Consider the following 24,759-nt stretch of genomic DNA (forward strand, 5'->3'; position numbering starts at 1 on the left):
CTGCAGTAACGGTGGGTCGCAGGATTATAGAGAAGAGCGAAGAAAAAATCACCTTTTTTTGCGCCAAATCACTAATTTTTTCTTCACTTTTTTAAGAATCCATTGGATCTAGGCCAAATGTTCACGCGCGAGATACTCATGACTTTGCATCTCAGTAAGCCGAGACAAACAGCGCTTAAATTCGAACTCTAACTGCCCGTCAGTATATAAGTCGGCCATTGGCACTTCAGCAGAAATAATCAACTTAACATTGCGCTCGTAAAACTCATCGACTAGCGCGATAAAGCGTCTCGCCGCATCATCTATTTTTCGGTTCATTTGTTGAACATCTGCCAGTAATACAGTGTGGTAAATACGAGACAATTCAATGTAGTCATTTTGACTGCGAGCAGTTTGACACAACTGAGCAAACGACGCATGCAGCACCCCGTCGCTTGCTTCAATCACCGCTAGTTGACGGTGGTTAACTTCGATTTGATGAGCAACAAACTGACGCTCTCCAGTCAGCTGCTGATAATATTTGTTAAGGTTTATGCTAGCCTGATCATCAAGCGGGTAATGGTATATTTCAGCCTGTTCTAACGTTCTTAAGCGATAATCAACGCCACTATCGACATTCAACACTTCACAACGTGCCAAAATCATATCGATCGCGGGCAAAAAGCGCGCTCTTTGCAAACCGTTACGATATAAGTTCTGCGGCTCAATGTTTGAAGTCGCGACTAGGATCATCTGCCGCGTGAACATTTCTTGAAGTAGCGTTGCAAGGATCATCGCATCAGTAATGTCGGAAACAAAAAATTCATCAAAGCAAACCACATCGGCTTCTTCTTTAAATTTATCCGCCACTTTTGATAGCGGATTTTCGACATCACCTAACAGCTTCAACTCATCATGTACTCGATACATAAATCGATGGAAGTGGACGCGCATTTTTCTTTGGGTCGGTAAAGCATCAAAAAATGCATCCATAAGGTAGGTTTTACCGCGACCTACCCCACCCCAAAAGTAAAGACCTTTTGGTGGTTCAGGCTTGTCGATTTTTTTCCCCATTAGCTTTTGCCATTTGGAAAGCTGAGGAACAGGCGCTGACTGAAATTCAACGATAGCATGGTAAAGCTTGTCTAATGCAACGACCGCTTGATACTGAGCTTCATCACGCTGAAACCCGTGTTCTGCTATGTCTTTTTGATATTGTTGTAGTGGTGTCATCGTATTAAGTCGTATAGAGGTATAGAGAAAAGGGTTACCTCGGGGTCAACTTTGAGAATAGAGAGAAGTAGTTATCAGTCCCCGAAGACATACTGCTATTTTTCTTTATCGGCTGTTCAAGCCATAGTAACATGGACGAGCACCGCGTGTAACTAAGTAGTAAAAGACTTGTTAAAACAACTATAAGGAGCAGTTATGCCTTGGATTTATGCCATTGTGGGTTTGCTGGTCGGTACAATCGTAGGCGTAGTCATTAGTAGACTAACCACCCCTGAATACAAGAAACAAAAGTCTGTGCAGAAAGAACTTGAAGCGGCCAAGTTTGAATTAGAGCAACAACGTCAAGAGCTCGTCGATCACTTTGCACAAACCGCAGAAATGTTGGACACCCTAGGTAAAGATTACACCAAGCTATACCAACATATGGCCAAGACCTCTTCTGAGCTTTTGCCAAACTTACCAGAACAAGACAACCCGTTTGATAAGAAAACGGCAATGTCGTCTGAAACCATTGCAGAAGATCAACCAGAGTTTAACGAACAACCAAAAGACTACGCTAATGGCGCCACCGGTCTTTTGAAGGATCAAGAGAAAGAAATCATTAATGCTCCCGAAGCGGTAACCGCAAAAGCATCATAATCCTCTCTTACTTCTATCTAGGGCCGATACATTTGTATCGGCCCTTTTTTGAACTTTTTCACCTCACCTTCGCTCTAACTTGGAAGTGCACTGCCTCCCCTTTTGATTGTCCGAACTAGACCCTATATTAGTTATTAACAAAGTGAACTAACCGTTCGGATATTTCTTTTTGGCAGACATGTTTCAAGAGGAGTTATTGGATGAAAAAACCACTGCTTGCGCTCACCGTTCTATCTCTGAGTTTGGGGTCGATTATTGCCCCAGTTCAAGCCACTGCCGCATTACCTTTGAATGTGGATGGCCAACAGTTACCTAGCTTGGCACCAATGCTTGAGAAGGTGACCCCAGCTGTTGTGAGTATTGCTGTAGAAGGTAAACAAGTACAAACCAGCCGCATTCCCGAGCAATTTCAATTTTTCTTTGGCCCAGACTTTCCTATGGAACAAAGGCGAGAGCGCCCGTTCAGAGGTTTAGGGTCTGGTGTCATTATTGATGCGAAGAAAGGCCATATTGTCACTAACTACCACGTGATCAAGGGGGCAGATGAGATTCGAGTTCGCCTCTTTGACGGGCGCGAGTATGACGCTACGCTCGTTGGCGGTGATGAAATGGCCGATGTTGCGTTACTTAAATTAGAGAAAGCGAAAAACTTAACGCAGATTAAAGTCGCGGATTCCGACAAACTGCGTGTCGGTGACTTTACGGTTGCGATTGGTAACCCATTTGGACTCGGTCAAACTGTGACTTCGGGTATTGTTTCAGCCCTTGGCCGTAGTGGCTTAAACGTTGAAAACTTCGAAAACTTCATCCAAACCGATGCCGCAATTAACAGCGGTAACTCTGGTGGTGCATTGGTCAACCTTAATGGTGAGCTGATCGGTATTAATACTGCGATTTTAGGCCCTAACGGCGGTAATGTGGGTATTGGCTTTGCGATTCCATCAAACATGATGAAAAACCTCACTGATCAAATTCTAGAGTTTGGTGAAGTCAAACGCGGCATGTTGGGTGTGCAAGGTGGCGAAGTAACCTCTGAGCTAGCTGATGCATTGGGTTACGAGTCGAGTAAAGGGGCCTTTATTGGTCAAGTCGTACCGGACAGCGCAGCCGATAAAGCAGGGTTAAAAGCCGGTGACGTAATTGTATCGGTGAACGGCAAAGCGATTAATACTTTCTCAGAGCTCCGCGCAAAAGTGGCAACACTGGGCGCAGGTAAAGAAATCACATTAGGTGTGGTTCGAGATGGTAAGAATAAAACCTTTGATGTAACGCTTGGCGAATCTACGAATATGAAAGCTAAAGCGGAGACATTACATGAGGGACTCAAAGGTGCGGAGTTAAGCAATACAACACCAAGTGATGTAATCCAAGGTGTTAAAGTATCGAGCGTTGCAGATAACTCTCCGGCTGCTCAATATCAATTACAACAAGGTGACATTATTATCGGTGTGAACCGTCAACGAGTGAAAAACCTTGCCGAGCTTCGTACAATCGTAGAGAAACACAAAGGTGTACTGGCTCTTAATATTCAACGTGGTGAACGTACTATTTATCTTGTCATTCGTTAACCACTTTCAAAGTGATAGAAAATAAGGTTTTCGATGCATATTGCTGAGTGATAAGGCTCGATCACTTTTCCTTATCGCTCAATAACTAATGAAAAGGGCAGCGCGATGACGTACTGCCCTTTTGTTATTTTTCAATGTAATGCTATTCTTCATCTTCGATGCCATTTTGGCGCTCACGCATGGAGAGGATATGCTCAGCTTTTTATTACGTTCTGTCTTTTTAGGCTTGGCTACTGCCGCAGTGGTATTACTGGCGGTTCCATCTTTGCGCAACAACGTAATTCCTGCCGCGCTTGATCCTCAACCTGTTAATATCGCATCAGTCGAGTTGACGTTTAATCAAGCGGTCCGAAGAGCAGCGCCTGCCGTGGTAAACATCTACAGCCGTAAGTATGTTGAGAATGATCGCAGTAAACTCTCGACTCAAGGTCTGGGGTCAGGTGTCATTGTTAGTGAGAAAGGCTACATCATTACTAACTATCATGTGGTTGCTCAAGCTGATCAAATTGTTGTGGCATTACAAGACGGCAGAGCCGCAGCGGCTCAGCTCGTAGGGACAGATAAACGTACTGATATAGCCGTGCTGCGTGTCGAAGGTTCGAATTTACCCGTAATCCCTCTGAACTCTAATTACAAACCACAAGTGGGCGACGTAGTACTAGCCATCGGTAACCCATACAACCTTGGACAAACCACAACGTTCGGCATTATTTCAGCCACAGGTCGTTCATCTATTAGCGACGGTCGTCAAGCATTCATTCAAACCGATGCCGCCATCAATGAAGGTAACTCTGGTGGAGCCCTAGTGAACACACAAGGCGAGCTCGTCGGCATTAATACCGCCTCTTTTCAGCAAGCGACAGACTTAGAAACTTACGGTATTTCTTTTGCGATCCCTGCGCCGCTAGCGAGTAAGATCATGCAGAAAATCATCGCTGATGGCCGCGTGATTCGTGGTTATATTGGAATCGACGGCCAAGACATTAATGCGGTCACTGCTCGCCTACTTGGAAATGAACACATAGGTGGTATTGTCGTACTTGGTATTGATCCAAATGGCCCAGCCAATGCGGCTGGCTTTCAAAAACAAGATATCATTATCAGTATTGATGGCAATAAGGTTCAGGGGCGTCAGAGCGTTATGGATATCGTCACCGATTTACGTCCTGGCACCACCGTGGACGTCGGTATCATTCGCAAAGGAAAAGAGATGACCTTGAAAGTCACCATTGCCGAAGACAAGCAAGAAGCATAAAAAATCCCAGCCATTGGCTGGGATTTTTATTTGTGCGTTACTCGCTATCGCTCGGTGTTTCCGTCGTATCGGAATCATCTAGCTCAACTTCAATGCGAGTGACTCGCTGCAAACCTCTCGGTAGTAGCCCGCCTCGGCGACCACGTTCGCCACGGAAGTTATCAAGGTCAGACGGTTTAAGACCCAACTTTCGCTTACCCGCGTACAGCGTTAACGATGCACCTTTTGGTAAAGACATTAAGTGAGATAGTACTTCTTCTCGCTCTTTTGCTTTAGCAGCAGGAATGTTGATGATCTTATTCCCTTTACCTTTCGCCAGTTGTGGCAAGTCTTTGATTGGGAACAGCAGCATGCGACCTTGGTTAGTGATTGCTAAGATTTCATCAGAGTCTAAATCTTCAATCTCTTTTGGCGTCATGATCTCAGAGTTGGCAGGTAAAGTGACGAGCGCTTTACCACTGCGGTTTTTAGACAGCAAGTCCGCGCCTTTACATACAAAGCCGTAACCTGCATCTGAACCCACCAGCCACAGCTGATCTTCTTCACTCATGATGACTTGGCGAATACTGCTACCAGCCGTAATATTCAAGCGACCAGTAATCGGCTCACCTTGACTACGAGCAGAAGGCAGTGAGTGCGATTCCAGAGAGTAACTTCGACCGTCACTACCTAGGAATACCGCAGGCTGATTACTCTTACCTCGAGCATGCGCTAAATACTTATCACCCGACTTATAGTTTAAGCCTTCGGCATCCACGTCATGGCCTTTCGCGTGACGAATCCAACCTTTCTCAGAAAGCACAACCGTGATTGGCTCACTTGGTACGAGGTCACGTTCAGTCAGCGCTTTTGCTTCTGCACGCTCAACCATTGGAGAGCGACGGTCATCACCGTATTTCTCTGCGTCTGCTTTGATTTCTTTTTTCAGTAGTGTGTTCAGACGACGCTCAGAACCGAGTAGCTGTTCTAGCTTCTCACGCTCTTTCTCTAGCTCGTCTTGCTCACCACGGATCTTCATCTCTTCTAGTTTTGCTAGATGACGAAGTTTGGTATCTAAAATTGCATCCGCTTGGATATCGGTAATACCAAAGCGTTCCATCAGCACCGCTTTTGGATCGTCTTCAGTACGGATGATCTCAATCACTTCATCTAGGTTGAGGTAAGCAACCAACAAACCTTCCAAGATGTGTAGACGAGCCATTACTTTGTCTAGGCGATGTTGTAGACGACGACGCACAGTCGTACGACGGAACTCGATCCACTCAGACAGAATTTGCACCAGACCTTTAACTTGAGGACGGTTATCCAAACCAATCATGTTCAAGTTAACGCGGTAACTGCGCTCAAGATCCGTTGATGCGAACAAGTGGTTCATCAACAAGTCACAATCGACGCGGTTTGACTTAGGCACCACAACGATACGCGTTGGGTTCTCGTGATCCGATTCGTCACGAAGATCGTCAACCATTGGCAGCTTCTTCGCACGCATCTGGTTAGCGATTTGCTCAAGCAGTTTGGCACCCGATACTTGGTGAGGCAAAGAAGTGATAACAATATCAGAACCTTCTTTATGCCAAACCGCGCGCATTTTGATGCTGCCACGACCGTTGCGGTAAATCTTCTCGATATCCGCTTGCGGCGAGATAATTTCTGCTTCTGTTGGGTAATCCGGACCTTTGACATACTGCATCACGTCCGGCAGTTCTGCTTTCGGGTTGTCGATCAAATGAATAGTCGCATCTGCGATTTCACGAACGTTGTGCGGTGGGATGTCTGTTGCCATACCAACGGCAATGCCGGTTACACCGTTAAGCAGGATGTGAGGCAGACGTGCTGGCAACATTTGTGGCTCTTTCATTGTGCCATCAAAGTTAGGTTGCCATTCAACCGTGCCCTGGCCAAGTTCGCCAAGCAATACTTCAGCAAACTTAGACAGTTTTGCTTCGGTATAACGCATTGCCGCAAATGATTTCGGATCATCTGGCGCACCCCAGTTACCTTGACCATCCACTAATGGATAGCGGTAAGAGAATGGCTGAGCCATCAATACCATCGCTTCGTAACACGCTGAATCACCGTGCGGATGGTATTTACCTAGCACGTCACCAACGGTACGTGCAGATTTTTTGTATTTTGCTGATGCAGAGAGACCAAGCTCTGACATCGCATAAATGATGCGTCGTTGAACCGGCTTTAAGCCATCACCAATGTATGGCAAGGCGCGGTCCATGATTACGTACATCGAGTAGTTCAGATAAGCGTCTTCAGTGAACTTGCGCATTGGCAATTGTTCGACGCCATCGTAGGTAATTTCTGTAGACATCCGTTACACCTCTGCCAAGTCGCCGTTGTTTTGTAGCCAAGAACGACGGTCATCTGCACGCTTTTTACCTAGCAGCATGTCCATCATTTCCATGGTCGCCGTAGAGTCGTCAATGGTTAACTGCACTAAGCGACGCGTGTTCGGATCCATGGTGGTTTCACGCAACTGAAGTGGGTTCATCTCACCCAGACCTTTGAATCGTTGCACGTTGATTTTGGCTTTCTTCTTCGACAAGCGCTCTAAAATGCCATCTTTTTCATCATCATCGAGGGCGTAGAACACTTCTTTCCCGCAGTCGATTCGATACAGAGGCGGCATCGCCACATAGATATGACCCGCTTCCACTAGTGCGCGGAAGTGACGAGTAAATAGAGCACAAAGCAGCGTTGCGATGTGAAGACCATCCGAGTCCGCATCGGCAAGGATACAGATCTTACCGTAACGAAGACTCTCGAGGTTGTCGCTATCTGGGTCAATACCCAAAGCAACAGAGATATCGTGTACTTCTTGAGACGCAAGAACTTGATCGGCAGAGACTTCCCACGTGTTCAAGATCTTACCACGCAGTGGCATCACAGCTTGGAATTCACGGTCACGTGCCTGTTTTGCCGAGCCACCCGCAGAGTCACCCTCCACAAAGAAGATTTCAGTGCGACTTAAGTCCTGTGCTGAACAGTCGGTCAACTTGCCTGGCAGTGCCGGGCCGGACGCCACTTTCTTACGTACGACTTTTTTCGCCGCTCGCATACGACGGTGCGCGTTAGCGATACAGACTTCTGCCAATTGCTCTGCGAGCTGAGGCTTTTCGTTCAACCAAAGACTGAACGCATCTTTGACTACGCCAGAGACAAATGCCGCGGTTTGACGAGAAGAGAGACGTTCCTTGGTCTGGCCTGCAAATTGCGGGTCTTGAATCTTAACCGACAGCACGTAAGAACAGCGGTCGAAAACATCATCACCCGTTAGCTTCACACCACGAGGTAATAGATTACGGAACTCACAGAATTCGCGCATCGCTTCCAACAAGCCTTGGCGTAAACCATTAACGTGCGTACCACCTTGAGCGGTTGGGATCAGGTTAACGTAGCTTTCGGTGATCATCTCACCGCCTTCTGGCTGCCAAATTACCGCCCAGTTTGCCGCTTCGGTATCCGCCAAGAACTCACCAGTAAATGGTTCTTCAGGAATAACTGGGTAGCCTTTTACACCTTCCGCAAGATAGTCTTTCAAACCATCTTCGTAGTACCACTTATAGTCTTTGTCATTAACTTTGTCGGTTAATGTGATTTCTAAGCCCGGACACAAAACCGCTTTTGCGCGCAGGTTGTTGACTAAGCGCGTCACAGAGAAGTTAGCCGAATCGAAGTACTTCGCATCAGGCCAGAAATGTACGCTGGTACCGCGATTGCGACGACCACATGTGCCAGTTACGGTCAGATCAGACACTTTCTCGCCGTGTTCAAATGCAATTTCATACACTTGACCATCACGACGAACTGTTACTTCAACGCGTTTTGACAACGCGTTTACTACAGATATACCTACCCCGTGCAAACCACCAGAGAATTGGTAGTTTTTGTTAGAGAACTTACCACCCGCATGTAGCTTACATAGAATTAGCTCTACGCCTGATACTTTCTCTTCTGGGTGGATATCAACAGGCATGCCTCGACCATCATCGATCACTTCGAGTGATTGGTCAGCATGTAGGATGACTTGTACTTTTGAGGCATGTCCGGCTAGCGCTTCATCGACACTGTTGTCGATAACTTCTTGGCCCAAATGGTTTGGGCGCGCTGTATCCGTATACATCCCTGGTCGGCGACGTACTGGCTCTAAGCCATTCAGTACTTCAATGGCACCAGCATTATATTGTTCAGTCATAATACGGAATTATTCTCAAAGTTTACTTGTTGCCTGAGTATCACCAATGGGCGTACCCATACTCAGGAAACGAAAAAGCCACCCTGTTCACATCACTAAGAGTTTGTAAACATGATGCATAACAAAGTAGCCAGGGTCCTCGACCCTTAAGATCTTTTGGCAAAACATAGTCGGAAAGCATACCGCCCATGTCAAGAAACGGTTGGATATATCAATAAAAACTATGAGCCTTTTCCAATCGCTTTCGAATTACAGTTCTAGAAATTCGATAATCTGTGCAGGATAACGCTCAAAGCCTACAAAACTGTGATCACCGCCTTGTTCTACTGTTTGCTTAGCGTCTGCAAACTTATCTACCGCTTGTCGATAGTCTAAAACCTCATCTTCTGTTTGTTGCAATAACCAAAAAGAATGTGGCGACGCGATGCTTTGTACATCAAGAGCTTTTAACTCGTCAATATGACAAGCTTCAAGTGTATAGGTTTCATGCGTATATGGGTTAATTTGCTTACCCAAATAATCTACTAGCAACTCATAAGGCTTGACTGCGGGGTTGACCACTACCGCTTTAAACCCAAACTTGTCATTTAGCCACGTTGACATAAAACCGCCTAATGAGCTGCCCACTAGACCAATTTTATAGTCGTCTTTATATTGCTCGATAATATCCAACAACATTTTCGCCGCTTGCTGAGGATAACAAGGTAACTGGGGAACAATCACCTTAATATCAGGCCTATGTTGCTCGCAGTAGGCTCGCATCACATTCGCTTTCATGGAGAGTGGAGAGCTATTAAAGCCATGGATATAGAGAAGAAGTGAAGGTTTACTCATAGATATCTCGCACAAAAAAGCGAGCCCAAACAGAGAGCTCGGGCGCGTTAGTAGCCGTTAGAAGAGAAGTCTGGTTGGAACTGGCCATCAGGAAGCCGACCTACTTGGGTCGTAATATCGCCACAAGCGTGTAGTTGCAGCTCCCGCCAACCAGGCGAAGTGGTATCAAGGGCAAAATCATCCGAGTTAGGCTTAAACTGAACACAAGTTGAGGGTGTTGCCATCACTCGAATACCCTTGTGAAGCACATTCATATCTTGATGAACATGGCCACAGAGAATGCCTTTCACGTTATCAAAACGCTCGACAACCTGCCAAAACGCTTCGGCATCTTTTAAAGTATGTTGATCAAGCCACGCGCTTCCCACCAGTAACGGGTGATGATGCAACAAAACAAGTGTGTGTCTTTCTGGGTGTTCGGCTAGCTTTTCTTCGAGTAGCGTTAATTGCTGATCACTCAAGCGCCCATGAGGAACGCCAACCACTTGCGAGTCTAAAAGAATTAACTGCCAATGCTCGCCAAGCAATACATGCTCTGCGGCTTTGATTTGTGGCGAAGGCAAAACACTGCCCATATTAGGCTTGTAATCATGATTACCAGGTAGCCAAAAACAGTCTTTCTCTAGCGGTTCAATGCCGTTGGCAAAGCGCTGATAAGATTCTGCACTATGGTCTTGGGAAATATCCCCCGTCGCCAAGATGTAATCAAACGCCACGTTGCGGCGTAAAACATCAGCAACAACAGCATTGAAGCTATCGACTGTTTTTACGCTTAGCAAACTTCCCTCATCGGCAGCAAACAGATGAGTATCCGTAATTTGTAAAAGTTTGATGCTGTCACTAGATGATTGCAAAATGAAAACCTGATTCGTCCACTATATCGTTATTTGTTATTTTCCTTTAGTGACGTGACGATCAATTGAAGGCAAGTGGTGTTCTACTGATACCACTTCGTAAACAAAACGTCAGCCATTCACCGAGGAATGTGTTTAATTGATGCTTTTCATCTTTCTGCATCAGTTGGTCATTGGGATAATCATACTTAGCTTTTATGCGAGAGAACTCTCCGCTTGAGCATACTTCGGCTACTCTCGCATCATGATAAAGCCTGACAGACATCGTCGGTAAAGGAAACACTGGCGTTTCATCACTCTGACATATCTCAACAACTGTGGTGTATTTTGTGATTTCATTCACGGTCAATTGGTAAACCATGTTCGCCGCTTGGTAGCAACGTACATCCCCAACTTCGGCAGAAGCAGGCAATAAGGCGTTCAACTTAGCGTAGTTGGTCTCATACGTTCTCATAAGACCAGCTAAATCAACATGATATTGTTGTTTTTCAGCCAATTGTGCCATTACTCACTCTCCACCGTTTGGGATAGTCCCCATTCTGACTTTAACTCTTGATGGTGTAATTGCAGCCATTGCAACGCAATAATCGACGCACCATTTTCAAATTTTCCGTCCTTCACCCATTGATACGCCGTTTCACGACTCATGACATGAACGCGGATATCTTCATTCTCATAGTCTAAACCATGAATGCCGTGCGCTTTAGACGCATCCACTTCACCAACAAAGACGTCTAGCTTTTCCGAGCAACCACCAGCCGAAGGATAATAGGAAGTAACAGGTACAACGCGCCCCACCTGAATCCCCGCTTCTTCGACAGCCTCTCGACGAATTACGGCTTCAGCAGATTCATCGCGGTCAATCATACCGGCGACAATTTCTAGCTGCCAAGGGTGTTCATGTTCCAACGCGCCAATACGAATCTGTTCAATGATTACGACCTGGTCCGTCTTTGGATCATAAGGAAGCATCGCTGCTGCGTGACCACGCTCGAACATTTCTCGTTCGACAACTCCACTCCAACCACCAGCAAATAGCCTATGCTGAAAGCGGTATTTCACCATTTTGAAAAAACCTTCAAATAAGGTTTCTTTCGAGATGACTTTTACATCTCGCGAAGTAAAATCTTGTTGTTGTTTGTCACGCTGTTGCATTCAACACCTCTCTGAGTGAATCCTGTAGTTTACTCATTGTTATTCGCTTGCTCAAAGGACTTGGCTCAACTTTTTGTATAATAGTTACAAATTAATTTAAGTCTTTGCTAAAAATTTATTGCACAAGTGGATAATTACGTGTAAAAAAGTGCAAACTTTAGAGTAAATATCGTGCAAATTGAGTTAAACTACTGAGAATTAACCAATCTATGGACCGCGGGAATAGAAAATGAAAAAATTGCTTCCACTATTTATCAGTGCAGCGCTAGGTAGCATGAGTACGTCTGCGTTCGCAGACTCTTTGGCTGAAATCTACGACTTGGCAAAACAAAATGATCCACAATTGCTCAGTGTAGCAGCACAACGTGACCAAGCTTTCGAAGCAATCACCTCAAGCCGTAGTGCTCTATTACCACAGATCAACCTTACTGCGGGTTACAATTTAACTCGTGGTGATACTGAATACGATTCAAATCTAATTAGTGACGTATCAAACGATGGCAACGCGCTAACCGCTGGCGTTAGCTTTTCACAAGCACTTTACAACCGCGCATCTTGGATCTCTCTAGATACTGCTGAGAAAAGTGCTCGCCAAGCAGACGCAACTTACGCAGCGACGCAACAGGCACTGATTCTTCGCGTGTCACAAGCGTATTTTGAAGTTCTACGCGCACAAGATAATCTTGTTTTCGTACGTGCAGAAAAAGCCGCGGTTGGCCGTCAACTTGAGCAAACTAAACAGCGTTTTGAAGTAGGTTTGTCTGCAATCACTGACGTGCATGACGCACAAGCTCAGTACGACCAAGTGCTAGCGGACGAAGTGTTGGCAGAAAACGCGCTAACTAATAGCTACGAGTCACTGCGTGAAATTACAGGCCAAGAGCACAAAGATCTCAACATTTTGGACACTGGCCGCTTCACTGCTAGCCCATCGACCGTACCTGCTGAATCGCTCATTGATGAAGCAAAAACCAAAAACCTGACCTTGCTATCTTCACGTATTCTTCAAGACATTGCGCGTGACAATATTTCACTAGCAAGCTCTGGCCACCTACCAACGCTCTCTCTAGACGGTGGTTACAACTACGGTGATACTTCTCATAGCTCTCGTGATAACACGACAGACAACTTCAATATTGGTGTAAACCTTGCAGTACCGCTATACACAGGTGGTAACGTAACCTCTCAAACCAAACAAGCTGAATACGCGTACGTGGCAGCAAGCGAAGATCTTGAAGCACAGTACCGTAGCGTAGTCAAAGATGTTCGCGCACAAAACAACAACATTAACGCCTCTATCGGCGCATTACGTGCGTATGAGCAAGCGGTTATTTCTGCACGCTCTGCACTAGAAGCAACAGAAGCTGGCTTTGATGTAGGTACTCGTACTATCGTTGATGTACTGGACGCGACTCGTCGTCTATACGATGCGAACAAAAACCTATCGAACGCTCGTTACGACTACATTTTAAGTGTTCTTCAGCTACGCCAAGCAGTTGGTACGCTAAGCGAACAAGACATCTTAGACGTTGATGCAGGTTTGAAAGCGGCAAAATAACCGCGAATTGAATACTTCAGGTCTTAATAAATAAAAACGCCAGTTGAGTTATCAGCTGGCGTTTTTTATTACTTGTAGTTCAGAGCTTAAAAGTGCCTCTGAACTACAAGTATCAAAAAGGCCGCACTTAGCGACCTTTATGAGCAAATAGCATTTCAATGCTAACAAACAGCAGGCTTAGCCCTTACCGCCTTTGATTGCATTAATGATTTCACTGGTCGAGCAGCCATCTTCAAAGTTCAATACACGAACTTCACCACCCGCCGCAATGACTTCTTTACCACCAGCAATCTCTTCTGGTTTGTAGTCACCGCCTTTTACTAGCAAGCTTGGTAGAACTTCTGAGATCAAACGCTGCGGCGTATCTTCACTAAATGGTACAACCCAATCCACAGCGCCCAAACCTGCCAACACCGCCATGCGGCGATCGGTTGGGTTTACCGGACGACCAGGGCCTTTAAGGCGTTTTACTGACTCATCGGTATTTACCGCAACGATTAGGCGATCGCCCAGTTCAGCAGCATGGTTTAAGTAAGACACATGGCCAGCGTGTAGAATATCAAAGCAGCCATTTGTCATAACGACTTTCTCGCCACGAGCACGTGCTTTTTTCACCGCTTCGATCAGTGCTTTTTCTGAAATCACACCGTAATCCGTGTCTTGGCTGCCATGTACCGCTTCTGCTAATTCAATCTCAGAAAGCGTTGACGTACCTAGTTTACCAACCACAACACCTGCCGCTGCGTTTGCTAGTGCACACGCTTCTTCAAATGATTTGCCTGCGGCAACAGACGCTGCCAATACAGAGATAACCGTGTCGCCCGCACCTGTCACGTCGTACACTTCTTTCGCTTGAGTTGGAAGGTGGAAGGGTTCCTGGCCACGACGAATCAAGGTCATTCCATTTTCGCTGCGTGTCACTAAAAGCGCTTCAAATTCAAACTCTTCAACCAAAGCCAGTGCTTTCTCTACTAGCTCTTGGTCAGATTTCACTTTACCTACAACGTCTTCGAACTCTTTCATGTTTGGCGTAAGAAGTGTTGCGCCACGGTAGCGTTCAAAATCCGCACCTTTCGGGTCAATGAAAACCGGAATATTTGCTGCGCGCGCTTTTTGAATGTATGCCTGAACATGCTCTAACGAGCCTTTTGCATAGTCAGACATAATCACGGCTTTAACGTTTGGCAGTGCGGCATCCATTCGAGATAACACTGGCGCAGAATCTGTGTTTTCAAACTTGTCTTCGAAGTCGAGACGAATAAGCTGTTGTCCACGGCTCATTACGCGAAGCTTCGTAATCGTTGGGTAATCAGGCAGTGCAACGAAATCGCACTTCACATTGAGTGAGCTCAGCGTCTCCGTCAGCACTTTTGCAGGCTCATCTTCCCCAGTTAGACCAACAATGTGAGCATGGCCACCTAGTGATGCGATGTTCATCGCAACGTTCGCAGCACCACCAGGACGCTCTTCATTGTTTTCTACTTTTACAACAGGAACCGGCGCTTCAGGAGAAATGCGTCCGGTTGGGCCATACCAGTAACGATCTAGCATGACATCACCGATGATGAGCACACCAGCGCTGTTGTAATCAGGTAGAATTGGTTTCATTGTTGGTCTCCAAAAATTAAATCGAAGTGAGTTTATCACAGCCCTTATCGAGGCTAAATATATGGTCTTAACTGAACCACTGATTCCAAGCCTGTTTTACCCACTCCCTTTCGGCAACAAACTTATCTTCCACCACATCAGCGTCTAAATTGAGTAGATTTCGGCGGTGTATTTCGTTGCGCATTGCCGTGTAAGCACGTATTAACTGCATTGCTTGGTCTTCGTCCATAACATCTTGCGCAATGAGCGTTTCAAAGATGCGCACATTATCACACCAACGCGTCAATTTCGGCTTATCGTGACTATAGTTGAGCACTAGGTACTGAGCGAGAAATTCGATATCGGTAATCCCACCCACATCTTGCTTGAGCATAAAGCGGCCTGGCTTTTTCCCCCCAAGATGACCGCGCATTTTTTCTCTCATTTCGACAACGTCTTTTTTCAGTTCAGCTTGATCGCGAGCTTTGCACAACACATCATGCCGCGTATTGTGAAATGCAATTGCCAGTAGTTCATCACCATAAATCATGCGCGCGCGGACAAGTGCTTGATGTTCCCATGTCCACGCGTCTTGATGTTGGTAGTCGTCGAACGCGTCTGTTGGGCTAACCAACAAACCCGATGCACCGGACGGACGCAATCGGGTATCGACCTCGTATAAAATACCGGAAGCGGTGCGAGTGGAGAAAATATGAATGATACGCTGTGCTAAACGAAGGTAGAACTGACGACCATCAATCTCTTTTTTGCCGTCAGTGTAGACATTGACGGGGCAGTCATGCATGAAGACAATATCCAAATCGGAGTTATAGCCGAGCTCCCACCCTCCGACTTTACCATAACCAATTACAGCAAAGCCTTTGCCTTCACGATCTTTCACATGCGTTGGCTCGCCGTACTTTTCAGACACTTGCAACCAAGCCTGACTGATCACCGCATCCACGATAGCTTCCGCTAAATAAGTTAAATGGTCACTCACTTTCATCACTGGCAATGCGCCAGCAATATCTGCCGCTGCAATACGCAAAATACAAATTTGCTTAAACTGACGCAACGCTTCCATTTGCTGTTCCATATCATCTTCAGGAATACGCGCCAAATAATCACGTAACTCTGTACGGTAACTGTCTAATGGAATGGGATTGTACAGCTGCGCAGGGTCGATTAACTCATCAAGCAAGATAGGATAACGAGACAGCTGCTCTGAAATCATTGGACTTGCGGTACACAAACGTACGAGCTGCACCAGAGCCGCTGGATGCTCATCCAATAATTCCAAGTAAGTTGTGCGAGTGCAGATGTTGTGTAGCAAGTGAAGTACACGAGATAAACCAAACTGTGCATCAGGATGGGCAAAGACCGCATCAAACACTTTCGGCATCAAACGATTGAGCACTTCGCGTCCACGTGGGCCTAACGTTTTTTTGGCCAGATCGGTTTTAAAGTTGATGATGGTTTTCGCGCATGAAGCAAAGTCTTCAATCTGAATATCCTGCTGCAAGATATGCTCAAGAACGTCTTGTTTGTCGGCCATATCCCATAGCTCATGAAAATGACGAGCAACAGTAGTCCCCTCGTCTTCTTCATCATCACCAATTAGTGATTCAAAAACTTGGTGAACATTTGCCATATGCTGCTGGGTTTGCTCAATTAATTGCTCCCAACAGCTCATTTTCATCGCAGTGGCGAGCTTTAAGCGTTCGGTTTCGCAATCAGGCAGCGTCTGGGTTTGCTTATCCGCCATTGCTTGCAACAAGTTTTCTAATTGACGCAAGTACTTGTATGCGGCTTCTAGATCGCTGACTTCTTGTGGAGTAAGCAATGCCAGCTCTTCAATGCCTTGCAGCGTTTCCAACAGCCCTCGATTACGCAAAGAAGGCTCTCGACCACCTCGAATCAATTGAAAAACTTGAGCGATAAATTCAATTTCTCGGATGCCACCCGCACCTAGCTTAATGTTGTTATTCAAACCTCGGCGGCGAACCTCGCTACTGATCATCGACTTCATTCGTCGCAAAGATTGAATCGCACTGAAATCAATATAACGACGAAAAACAAAAGGGCGCAGCATTTGGCGTAGCTCTTGATACTGCGGGTACATCTCACATCCCATCACCCGAGCTTTGATCATCGCGTAACGTTCCCAATCTCGCCCCTGTTCTTGGTAATAATCTTCAAGTGCGGCATAGCTCATTACCAAGGGGCCACTTTCTCCAAATGGGCGAAGTCGCATGTCGACGCGGTAGCAAAAACCATCGAAGGTTTGTTGGTCGAGCGCTTTGATGATGCGTTGACCAAGACGAGTAAAGAACTGGGCATTGGCAATGCTGCGGCGTGCGCCTTGGGTTTCGCCATTCTCTGGATACGTGAAAATTAGATCAATATCGGAAGAAAAGTTTAACTCGCCACCACCTAGTTTCCCCATGCCGATAACTAACATCGGCTGCACTTCACCGTCCTCACTTGTTGGCGTGCCCCACTCCTGACAACACACTTGATATTGCCATTGATAGGTTTCAAAAATCATCGCTTCTGCCAACTCAGATAAGTGGCTTAAAGACGTCTCTAGAGACCATGCATGCGTGAAATCCTTCCACGCAATGTACACCATTTCTCGGTTGCGAAACTGACGCAACACGCGATGACCAGACATCTCATCAGGACATTGTTCCAACAGTTCAGCAAGGCGTGAGCGGTAAGACTCCTGACGACTTGGCTGCGCTAACATACTTGGCAACTCACGGGCTAGGACTTCATCGCGATGAATGGCTTCGGTTATAAATTGGCTTAAGCCCGCCACATAACGAAATTGCTGCGCAACCTCATCGGGCCAAAGGGGAAAATAACCTGCGTCTTGGGCGTTCTGTACGGCAGATTCAGCGATAGAAATCAGTGGCGAAGGCAGCTGCATTTTTCTTCCTTGTTTGAAAAGCACGGTAACTCATTCTTTATACCAGACTGAAAGCAAATAAAAACGCCCACAAAAGGTTTGTGGGCGTTTTATCAAAAGTTCGGGATCGAATATTAAACTTGGAAAGATTTGATCTTCTTGTCTAGCTCACCTGCATTATTTTGCATCATTTCAGAGGTTTCTAGCAGCTCGGTAACGACAACAACTGAGGCTTCCACCAACTCACGTACATTGGTGAGGTTTTGGCTCATCTCTTCTGCAACACTGCTTTGCTGACCAGACGCCGTCGCGATCTGGAAGTTCATGTCATTGATTTGCGTCACTTGCCCAACAATACCATCAAGCTCAGATCCAGCATTAGAAACCAGCTCGTTTCCATCTGCCGCTTCCACAACGCTTTTTTCCATGAGTTCTACCGCAGATTCAGCACTGGTTTGCAGCTGTGCGATCATCTCTTGAATTTCTACCGTCGCTTGTTGTGTACGTTGGGCAAGGTTACGAACTTCATCTGCAACCACAGCAAAACCCCGCCCAGCCTCGCCAGCTCGCGCCGCTTCAATCGCCGCATTCAGTGCAAGCAGGTTGGTTTGCTCAGAAATGCCTTGAATCGTCCCTACAACGCTACCAATGGCTTCAACACGTTCTTCAACTTGGTTAACCGCTTGTGCCGATGAAGCGATATCCGACGAAAGTTCACTCATTTTCGCCATTGTACTTTGCAAGAACTGCTGACCAGAAATTGCTTGTGCGGAAGCTTGCTCTGTCAGAGAAGATGCCGTCTGGGCATGTTCCGCAACCGTTTGGACCGTCGACGACATTTCACTCATCGCCGTAGCAAGTTGATCAATTTCGTTAAACTCTTCTTGCGCCGATTCCTTCGTTTCCGACATGCTCAGCGTCATGACTTCGGTGAGCGTTGATAATTCATCAGACGCATTAATTTGCATTTGAATCACATCGTGCAATTGTCGACGTGTCTTTTCTAATTCACGTGCCACGTCTCCGTATTCATCTTTACAATCCATACCAAATGGAACAGAGAGATTCTTGCTCGCCATCAGTTTGATCGCGTCGCTCAGATACTGTGTTTGACGCAACATCACTCTAGCCGCCGCTAATAAGAGCACGACAAAAACCACTATCAATAAGGCGGTTTGCCAAGCAACTTGCGTTAAGTATGCTTCATAATGCTGTTGGGCAACTTGCGCGTTTTGTGTCGCCGCTAAAAGTGAGTCGTAAAAAGTGTTTGCGTCCCACAGTTGTTTTGCCACGATCAGGACAGTACTGAAGACCATCAACATGACCATTTTAGGCACCAGTCGAATGTCGGATATGACCCTTTCCCATGGCTTAAATGCCAGCTTTTCCATTGTCAGTTCTCCACCGAGTCTTATATAGTCTTTATATTACTTATAGTTATGTTCGCGCTTTGCGTGGTTACGCGATTTATTTTGAGCTTCGTATGAAAAACAATGATATCAAAGACAGCACACGACCGATGGGCCTGTTGTCACTAATATTGTCTTTTATGGCACTATTTGTGATCTCTGGCTTGTTGTTTTTCCCGATCGATCACGAAACCCGTCAAGTTCTTATCGGTCTGGATTTCATAATCTGTAGTATTTTTCTACTACAGCTCACCATTGATTTGATCCGGTCCACAGATCGCTGGTTATTCCTTAAACGTCATTGGATAGATTTCGTGGCGAGCATCCCATTGATAGAGCCCCTGCGCTTTGCTCGTATTTTTCATATTATGCGAGTGGTATTAGTACTGCGTTCGTCAAAGTTCATTTTGCATCAGCTCAAAGAAAACCGCCGCGAAACCACGGTCGCCTCTATACTGCTATTGATGGTTATCCTCATAACACTCGGTTCTAGTGCAATGCTGTTTATCGAAGCGAAAAACCCAGAAGCGAATATTCGTACTGGCGCCGATGCTTTGTGGTGGGTATTTGTAACAATCTCAACGGTTGGTTACGGCGATCATTATCCAGTGACCTCCATAGGAAAGTTTTTGGCTGTCATCATCATTGTTTGCGGGGTGGGTATCTTTGGTATGATCTCGGGTCTTATCACCTCTATCCTTACTGCCCCAACGAAACAACAGACGCACAGTTCAATCAATAAAGAACGTATGCTCGAGCAGCTCCTAAGCCAACAAGCGCAAATACTAGAACGACTCGATTTCATGGAAAAAGAGCTACAACAACGTAAAACAGAGACAAAAAAATAGGACCATGCGGTCCTATTTTTTTGTTCTTATCACCAGAACGATCATTCACGCCAATAAGGCTGAACTTCCACACTGATCGCTCGGGTTTGATCCATTGCATGCAAAATTGAGCGCTCTTGACGGTGTAACCAGCGTTCTAACTGCTCTTTTTCTGCGTCTTCCAGCATATCAACCAACGGGAGCAAGTGGTTCAGCATTAGCAGATCATCGATACCATGCACTAGATCCGCCCATGGTAAACGGAAGCTGTTACGCTCATCCGAGTTATACAAACTCGCGAAACCAATACCAGTATAGAGGTTACGCAATAAGCGATAACGCTGATCAACGTACTCTTGCGCCGTCAGATCGCGCTCTGCTGGGAAAGCTTCCATTAGCTCAGCCCAAGTGCGATCGAGCTGAGTAACTGAAAACGGCATGATATTACTTGCCATTTTTTCACGTGCTTTTTCATCAAGAAATGGCTGCCAACCGCGCGCTAAGATCCAGCGGCTTAGATCCAGCAGTAACCCTGTGTAACGCGCGGAATTGAGCAACCCTAGCACTTCTTCACGGCTTGGCAACTCTTGTAACTGCTGAGTCAACTCAGATACTAAGAACTTACGTGCATCCAACTTGCGCAGCACATTGCCTTTGTCATCTAAAAGCTCTTCAAGGTGTGCATGCTCATCCAACCAACTCAGTTCTTCTTCCAACCATTTAAGCTCTTGGCGCAGAATCGCGCTCGCGCGACGAGGGACAATCCCGCCAAAAATGGTCAATGTTTGACGAATGAAACGAATGGCATTACTGATTTCACGCAGTGCTTCCACGCTGTCACGCTCAGCATAAATTTGCTCGTGATAATGCCAATGAGACAAAGCGTGCTCTAAAGAGTTGATCAAGCAAAATTCAACGGTATCCGTCGGACTACTGTCCACAAGTGCCAATGATTTTACTTCATCACCCGCATAACCGCTTGCAAGTCGATAACCTTTCGCCGCTTTGCTCAAGTTACCCAAGCGCATACCACCTTGCTCGCAAAAGCTGCGTGCCAGTGTGAATAAAGCTTCGGTTTGGCCAGACTTAAGTTCCAGTTCAACTTCGCAAATTGGCTCTTGCTTCTCTTCTTCGTCTTCACCTTTGGCTACAACTAAGCCTTGGTCAAAAGCAACTTCAATCTGACTGCCATCGGGCATGCCAATCAGCCATTGTTCACGTGTGAAGTTGGTCGAGAATAATGGCATAAGCTCGGATTGCAGCGTTTCTGCATCTTTACCTGGAGGCCAAATATCTAGAGGATGAAGCGACAGATTAGGCTCGTCGCTAGTGTGCTCAGCATTGTATTCTGGTCTTTGATGTAAGCCTGCGACGACGCGTCCTGCTGTCTTTACGGTTTGGACGAATACATCATCAAAACGGCGAATTCTTAAACCAATGTCGTGCTTTCGAAGCCATTTATCGGCAGTATCAAAATAGGTGTTACCCAAGTCACGACAACTATGCTGAAGTACTTTTGTCTCAGAAATTTTTTCTTTTAAAGTTTCTGAAAATTCAGGAGAAACAAAAAACTTCAGTTCTATTTCGGTTTCCATAGCTATACCTTTCAAAGCAGATAGAAACAGGATATTGCGTAATTTCTCACACGGCAAGAGAGAAATATCGCCGGAATGATGATCTAAAACAGTTTTAATGAGCGATTTAATGCGTTACCATGCGCGCCTTTATAGCCATCGTTCAACATTTCGCCAAGCACTCAGAAATGGTGTATGTTTTTTTAAGGTTATAGTTATTAGGTTGAATGACCATGCCAGTAAATACAATTATGGGGTTATTTGCAAAGTCCCCAATTAAGCCTTTGCAACGCCACGTTGTGTGTGTCAACGAATGTTGTTCACACTTGGTGAAATTCTTTGAAGTATCTTCAAAGGGTGATTGGGAAAAAGCAGCAGAAATCCGTGCACAAATTTCTCACCTAGAGAAAGAAGCGGATGTGCTGAAACGTGAAATCCGTCTAAAACTGCCTCGCGGTTTGTTCATGCCAGTCGACCGTACTGACATGCTTGAGCTTTTGACTCAACAGGACAAACTTGCAAACCTGGCAAAAGACATTGCTGGCCGTGTATATGGTCGTCAACTTGTCATCCCTGAGGCTCTCCAACCAAACTTCCTCGCTTACGTTCAACGTTGTCTTGATGCTGCCGATCAGGCGCAAAAGGTAATCAATGAACTTGATGAATTGCTAGAAACCGGCTTCAAAGGCCGTGAAGTGACGCTCGTCGCTGAAATGATTCATCAATTAGACGTTATCGAAGATGATACCGATGCCATGCAGATTGAACTTCGCCAACAGTTGATGGTGATTGAAGCTGACATGAACCCTATCGATGTCATGTTCCTATACAAGATTCTTGAATGGGTAGGTGGTATTGCCGACCAAGCGCAGCGCGTAGGTGCTCGTTTGGAAGTCATGCTATCTCGATCTTAAAACATAAAGTTAACGACATAACGAAGAGCATAATTAACACGTGTCATAGGGACGATGACTATTTTCATCGTCTTATGGTTTGGCGCGCGTAAAATTTTGTTCCGCTTGTTATAAAACAACTAGGTATTACGATGGATATCCTTGCGAACTACGGCACTGTCCTGATTATTGTTGCAGCGATTTTTGGTTTCATGATGGCGATTGGTATTGGCGCGAACGACGTTGCTAATGCGATGGGTACATCTGTAGGTTCAAAAGCGCTAACTGTAAAACAAGCTATCATCATTGCGATGATCTTCGAATTTGCAGGTGCTTACCTTGCAGGCGGTGAAGTAACCGACACTATCCGTAAAGGTGTAATCGAAACTTCTTTATTTGCTAGTCAACCAGATGTTCTTGTCTACGGCATGATGTCTGCGCTTTTAGCAGCAGGTACATGGCTGCTTCTTGCTTCTTACATGGGCTGGCCAGTATCAACGACTCACTCAATCATCGGTGCAATCATTGGTTTTGCATGCGTATCAGTAGGTACTGAAGCGGTTGACTGGGGCAGCGTTCAAGGCATTGTTGGTAGCTGGATTATTACGCCAGTGATTTCAGGTTTCTTTGCTTACGTTATCTTTGTCAGCGCACAGCGCCTGATTTTTGATACTGAGAACCCTCTGTTTAACGCAAAACGTTTTGTACCTGTTTACATGTTCATCACAACAATGGTGATTGCACTTGTAACCATCAAAAAAGGTCTAAAACACGTTGGTCTTCACCTGACCAATGGTGAAGCCTGGATGTGGGCAGCAGCAGTTTCAGCACTTGTGATGATTGGCGGCTACGTATACATCCAGAAAAAATTCGCTAATCGCGAAGAAGACCGCAGCTTTTCTGGCGTGGAAGGTATCTTCAGCGTTCTGATGGTTATCACCGCTTGTGCGATGGCATTTGCACACGGTTCAAACGACGTTGCAAACGCCATTGGTCCACTGTCTGCTGTCGTATCGACTGTTGAACACATGGGCGAAATCAGCACGAAAAGCACCATCGCTTGGTGGATTCTACCTCTTGGTGGTATTGGTATCGTGGTCGGTCTTGCAACACTGGGTCACAAAGTAATGGCAACCGTTGGTACAGGCATCACTGAGCTAACGCCTAGCCGCGGTTTTGCAGCACAGCTAGCAACAGCATGTACGGTAGTTCTAGCGTCTGGTACAGGCCTGCCAATTTCAACCACTCAAACATTGGTTGGTGCGGTTCTCGGTGTTGGCTTTGCTCGTGGTATCGCAGCACTGAACCTAGGCGTAGTTCGTAACATCGTGGCATCATGGATCGTTACACTACCAGCGGGTGCGTTATTGGCCGTAGTATTCTTCTACGGACTTCAAGCGATGTTCGCTTAAGACACTCGTCAATAGAATGTAAGCGCTTTGTCATTATTGACTCAAACGCACAGAAAGGGAGGCTTTGCCTCCCTTCTTTGTTGCACCGAGGTTTGAAACTGCATACTATTCGTCTATTTCCGGCTCCAATCATTCGGTGCCAACGCTGTCTCCAAGAAAAATCGTTAAGGGATTTACTGTGAAAAAACTAATCATCACGGTTTTGTTTACTTTGCTAGCAGCGCCAGCGGCCCTAGCAGCAGACCGTTATATTTCTGATGACCTCTTCACTTTTATGCACTCAGGTCCAAATAACACCTACCGTATTATTGGTAGTGTTAACGCCGGTTCTAAAGTACAACTGATTAAAACCAACCGAGATACTGGCTATACGCAAGTTCGTGATGACCGTGGTCGCACTGGTTGGGTACAAAGCAAGTTTGTGACAAACCAAGAGAGCATGGCAATTCGCCTTCCTCGCATTGAGAAAGAGCTAGCCGAAGTAAAAGAGCAGCTTGCTAATGCTCGTCAAACTTCTGATGCAGAGAAAGCCGGTCTTGTTACCTCTCTCGAAACACGTAACCAACAAATTTCAGATCTAGAAAATAAATACTCTGAGATCAGCGATCAGCTTACTTCTGTTGAAACAGAAAACCGCGAGCTACGCGCAAAACTGGATACACAAAAAGATGACATGCTGCTTAAGTACTTCACTTATGGCGGCGGTGTCGCAGGTTTAGGTTTACTATTTGGTTTGATTCTTCCGCATGTCATGCCTCGTAGAAAGCGCTCTCCTGCGGGTTGGGCATAAACCTCACGCTTTTATCTTTAAAAAGAACGCAAAAGCCAGTCGATATCGACTGGCTTTTTAGTTTGCTTCGTTTG

General features: G+C 45.9%; 19 protein-coding genes. 8 read left to right on the forward strand and 11 right to left on the reverse strand.

Annotation, left to right across the window (positions count from 1 at the left end):
• Positions 1–108: 108 nt before the first annotated feature.
• Entirely contained in the window at positions 109–1,212 is a 1,104-nt protein-coding gene (gene zapE, locus J4N40_RS14400; RefSeq protein WP_250654289.1) for a cell division protein ZapE, read from the reverse strand.
• 195 nt (positions 1,213–1,407) lie between these two features.
• On the opposite strand from zapE, the gene zapG reads away from it, so the two are divergent.
• From zapG to degS, 3 genes are all read left to right on the forward strand, one after another.
• Positions 1,408–1,851, forward strand: a complete 444-nt coding sequence (zapG, locus tag J4N40_RS14405; protein WP_005379861.1) for a Z-ring associated protein ZapG — start codon at positions 1,408–1,410, stop codon at positions 1,849–1,851.
• Between the two features lie 200 nt (positions 1,852–2,051).
• Positions 2,052–3,419: a Do family serine endopeptidase gene (locus J4N40_RS14410; protein ID WP_025768400.1), complete on the forward strand. Its 1,368-nt coding sequence runs from the start codon at positions 2,052–2,054 to the stop codon at positions 3,417–3,419.
• 190 nt (positions 3,420–3,609) lie between these two features.
• Positions 3,610–4,674 (forward strand): outer membrane-stress sensor serine endopeptidase DegS, encoded by a 1,065-nt coding sequence (gene degS / locus J4N40_RS14415; protein ID WP_017633606.1) that lies wholly within the window; start codon positions 3,610–3,612, stop codon positions 4,672–4,674.
• A 37-nt stretch (positions 4,675–4,711) separates the two neighbouring features.
• On the opposite strand, the gene parC is transcribed toward degS, so the two are convergent.
• The 6 genes from parC to nudF form a co-directional block, all read right to left on the reverse strand.
• Positions 4,712–6,997, reverse strand: coding sequence for a DNA topoisomerase IV subunit A (gene parC / locus J4N40_RS14420; protein ID WP_017633605.1), 2,286 nt, complete (start codon positions 6,995–6,997; stop codon positions 4,712–4,714).
• 3 nt (positions 6,998–7,000) lie between these two features.
• Positions 7,001–8,881 carry a DNA topoisomerase IV subunit B gene (parE, locus tag J4N40_RS14425; RefSeq protein WP_005379872.1) on the reverse strand — a complete coding sequence of 627 codons (1,881 nt, stop codon included), beginning with the start codon at positions 8,879–8,881 and terminating at the stop codon, positions 7,001–7,003.
• Positions 8,882–9,130: 249 nt separating this feature from the next.
• Positions 9,131–9,715 carry an esterase YqiA gene (gene yqiA / locus J4N40_RS14430; protein ID WP_250654290.1) on the reverse strand — a complete coding sequence of 195 codons (585 nt, stop codon included), beginning with the start codon at positions 9,713–9,715 and terminating at the stop codon, positions 9,131–9,133.
• 47 nt (positions 9,716–9,762) lie between these two features.
• Positions 9,763–10,569, reverse strand: coding sequence for a 3',5'-cyclic-AMP phosphodiesterase (gene cpdA, locus J4N40_RS14435; protein WP_005387419.1), 807 nt, complete (start codon positions 10,567–10,569; stop codon positions 9,763–9,765).
• A 61-nt stretch (positions 10,570–10,630) separates the two neighbouring features.
• The gene (locus J4N40_RS14440) at positions 10,631–11,074 is read right to left on the reverse strand and encodes a DUF1249 family protein (protein ID WP_017633603.1); all 444 of its coding nucleotides are present in this window, start codon (positions 11,072–11,074) and stop codon (positions 10,631–10,633) included.
• Positions 11,074–11,724 carry an ADP-ribose diphosphatase gene (gene nudF, locus J4N40_RS14445; RefSeq protein WP_017633602.1) on the reverse strand — a complete coding sequence of 217 codons (651 nt, stop codon included), beginning with the start codon at positions 11,722–11,724 and terminating at the stop codon, positions 11,074–11,076. The genes J4N40_RS14440 and nudF overlap by 1 nt, the downstream gene beginning before the upstream one ends.
• 229 nt (positions 11,725–11,953) lie before the next feature.
• Here nudF and tolC point away from each other — a divergent pair, with 229 nt between their 5' ends.
• Positions 11,954–13,282: an outer membrane channel protein TolC gene (tolC, locus tag J4N40_RS14450; RefSeq protein WP_005379884.1), complete on the forward strand. Its 1,329-nt coding sequence runs from the start codon at positions 11,954–11,956 to the stop codon at positions 13,280–13,282.
• Between the two features lie 177 nt (positions 13,283–13,459).
• On the opposite strand, the gene hldE is transcribed toward tolC, so the two are convergent.
• The 3 genes from hldE to J4N40_RS14465 form a co-directional block, all read right to left on the reverse strand.
• On the reverse strand, positions 13,460–14,890 hold the full coding sequence (gene hldE / locus J4N40_RS14455) for a bifunctional D-glycero-beta-D-manno-heptose-7-phosphate kinase/D-glycero-beta-D-manno-heptose 1-phosphate adenylyltransferase HldE (protein WP_017633601.1): 1,431 nt from the start codon (positions 14,888–14,890) through the stop codon (positions 13,460–13,462).
• Between the two features lie 67 nt (positions 14,891–14,957).
• The gene (glnE, locus tag J4N40_RS14460; RefSeq protein WP_250654291.1) at positions 14,958–17,801 is read right to left on the reverse strand and encodes a bifunctional [glutamate--ammonia ligase]-adenylyl-L-tyrosine phosphorylase/[glutamate--ammonia-ligase] adenylyltransferase; all 2,844 of its coding nucleotides are present in this window, start codon (positions 17,799–17,801) and stop codon (positions 14,958–14,960) included.
• Positions 17,802–17,914: 113 nt separating this feature from the next.
• Complete coding sequence (locus tag J4N40_RS14465; protein ID WP_005379890.1) at positions 17,915–19,171, reverse strand: methyl-accepting chemotaxis protein; 1,257 nt, start codon at positions 19,169–19,171, stop codon at positions 17,915–17,917.
• 92 nt (positions 19,172–19,263) lie between these two features.
• On the opposite strand from J4N40_RS14465, the gene J4N40_RS14470 reads away from it, so the two are divergent.
• Complete coding sequence (locus J4N40_RS14470) at positions 19,264–20,037, forward strand: potassium channel family protein (protein ID WP_005387432.1); 774 nt, start codon at positions 19,264–19,266, stop codon at positions 20,035–20,037.
• Positions 20,038–20,078: 41 nt separating this feature from the next.
• Here the strand turns inward: J4N40_RS14470 and J4N40_RS14475 are convergent, their stop codons facing one another.
• Positions 20,079–21,611 (reverse strand): CYTH and CHAD domain-containing protein, encoded by a 1,533-nt coding sequence (locus J4N40_RS14475; protein WP_005379894.1) that lies wholly within the window; start codon positions 21,609–21,611, stop codon positions 20,079–20,081.
• 212 nt (positions 21,612–21,823) lie between these two features.
• Between J4N40_RS14475 and J4N40_RS14480 the strand changes: the two genes are divergently transcribed.
• From J4N40_RS14480 to J4N40_RS14490, 3 genes are all read left to right on the forward strand, one after another.
• A complete protein-coding gene (locus tag J4N40_RS14480) occupies positions 21,824–22,504 on the forward strand; it encodes a TIGR00153 family protein (protein ID WP_005379896.1) in 681 nt (226 codons plus the stop codon).
• A 131-nt stretch (positions 22,505–22,635) separates the two neighbouring features.
• Positions 22,636–23,895 carry an inorganic phosphate transporter gene (locus J4N40_RS14485; protein ID WP_005379898.1) on the forward strand — a complete coding sequence of 420 codons (1,260 nt, stop codon included), beginning with the start codon at positions 22,636–22,638 and terminating at the stop codon, positions 23,893–23,895.
• Between the two features lie 178 nt (positions 23,896–24,073).
• Positions 24,074–24,685, forward strand: a complete 612-nt coding sequence (locus tag J4N40_RS14490) for a TIGR04211 family SH3 domain-containing protein (RefSeq protein ID WP_005379900.1) — start codon at positions 24,074–24,076, stop codon at positions 24,683–24,685.
• Positions 24,686–24,759 lie beyond the last annotated feature (74 nt).

The organism is Vibrio sp. SCSIO 43097, from assembly GCF_023650755.1.
In the GTDB taxonomy this organism is placed as follows: Bacteria; Pseudomonadota; Gammaproteobacteria; order Enterobacterales; family Vibrionaceae; genus Vibrio; species Vibrio alginolyticus.

Excerpts from the sequence above, each read along its gene's own strand:
- zapE (WP_250654289.1), bottom strand. The coding sequence starts at position 1,212 with ATGACACCACTACAACAATATCAAAAAGACATAGCAGAACACGGGTTT.
- zapG (WP_005379861.1), top strand. The coding sequence starts at position 1,408 with ATGCCTTGGATTTATGCCATTGTGGGTTTGCTGGTCGGTACAATCGTA.
- J4N40_RS14410 (WP_025768400.1), top strand. The coding sequence starts at position 2,052 with ATGAAAAAACCACTGCTTGCGCTCACCGTTCTATCTCTGAGTTTGGGG.
- degS (WP_017633606.1), top strand. The coding sequence starts at position 3,610 with ATGCTCAGCTTTTTATTACGTTCTGTCTTTTTAGGCTTGGCTACTGCC.
- parC (WP_017633605.1), bottom strand. The coding sequence starts at position 6,997 with ATGTCTACAGAAATTACCTACGATGGCGTCGAACAATTGCCAATGCGC.
- parE (WP_005379872.1), bottom strand. The coding sequence starts at position 8,881 with ATGACTGAACAATATAATGCTGGTGCCATTGAAGTACTGAATGGCTTA.
- yqiA (WP_250654290.1), bottom strand. The coding sequence starts at position 9,715 with ATGAGTAAACCTTCACTTCTTCTCTATATCCATGGCTTTAATAGCTCT.
- J4N40_RS14440 (WP_017633603.1), bottom strand. The coding sequence starts at position 11,074 with ATGGCACAATTGGCTGAAAAACAACAATATCATGTTGATTTAGCTGGT.
- nudF (WP_017633602.1), bottom strand. The coding sequence starts at position 11,724 with ATGCAACAGCGTGACAAACAACAACAAGATTTTACTTCGCGAGATGTA.
- tolC (WP_005379884.1), top strand. The coding sequence starts at position 11,954 with ATGAAAAAATTGCTTCCACTATTTATCAGTGCAGCGCTAGGTAGCATG.
- hldE (WP_017633601.1), bottom strand. The coding sequence starts at position 14,890 with ATGAAACCAATTCTACCTGATTACAACAGCGCTGGTGTGCTCATCATC.
- glnE (WP_250654291.1), bottom strand. The coding sequence starts at position 17,801 with ATGCAGCTGCCTTCGCCACTGATTTCTATCGCTGAATCTGCCGTACAG.
- J4N40_RS14465 (WP_005379890.1), bottom strand. The coding sequence starts at position 19,171 with ATGGAAAAGCTGGCATTTAAGCCATGGGAAAGGGTCATATCCGACATT.
- J4N40_RS14470 (WP_005387432.1), top strand. The coding sequence starts at position 19,264 with ATGAAAAACAATGATATCAAAGACAGCACACGACCGATGGGCCTGTTG.
- J4N40_RS14475 (WP_005379894.1), bottom strand. The coding sequence starts at position 21,611 with ATGGAAACCGAAATAGAACTGAAGTTTTTTGTTTCTCCTGAATTTTCA.
- J4N40_RS14480 (WP_005379896.1), top strand. The coding sequence starts at position 21,824 with ATGCCAGTAAATACAATTATGGGGTTATTTGCAAAGTCCCCAATTAAG.
- J4N40_RS14485 (WP_005379898.1), top strand. The coding sequence starts at position 22,636 with ATGGATATCCTTGCGAACTACGGCACTGTCCTGATTATTGTTGCAGCG.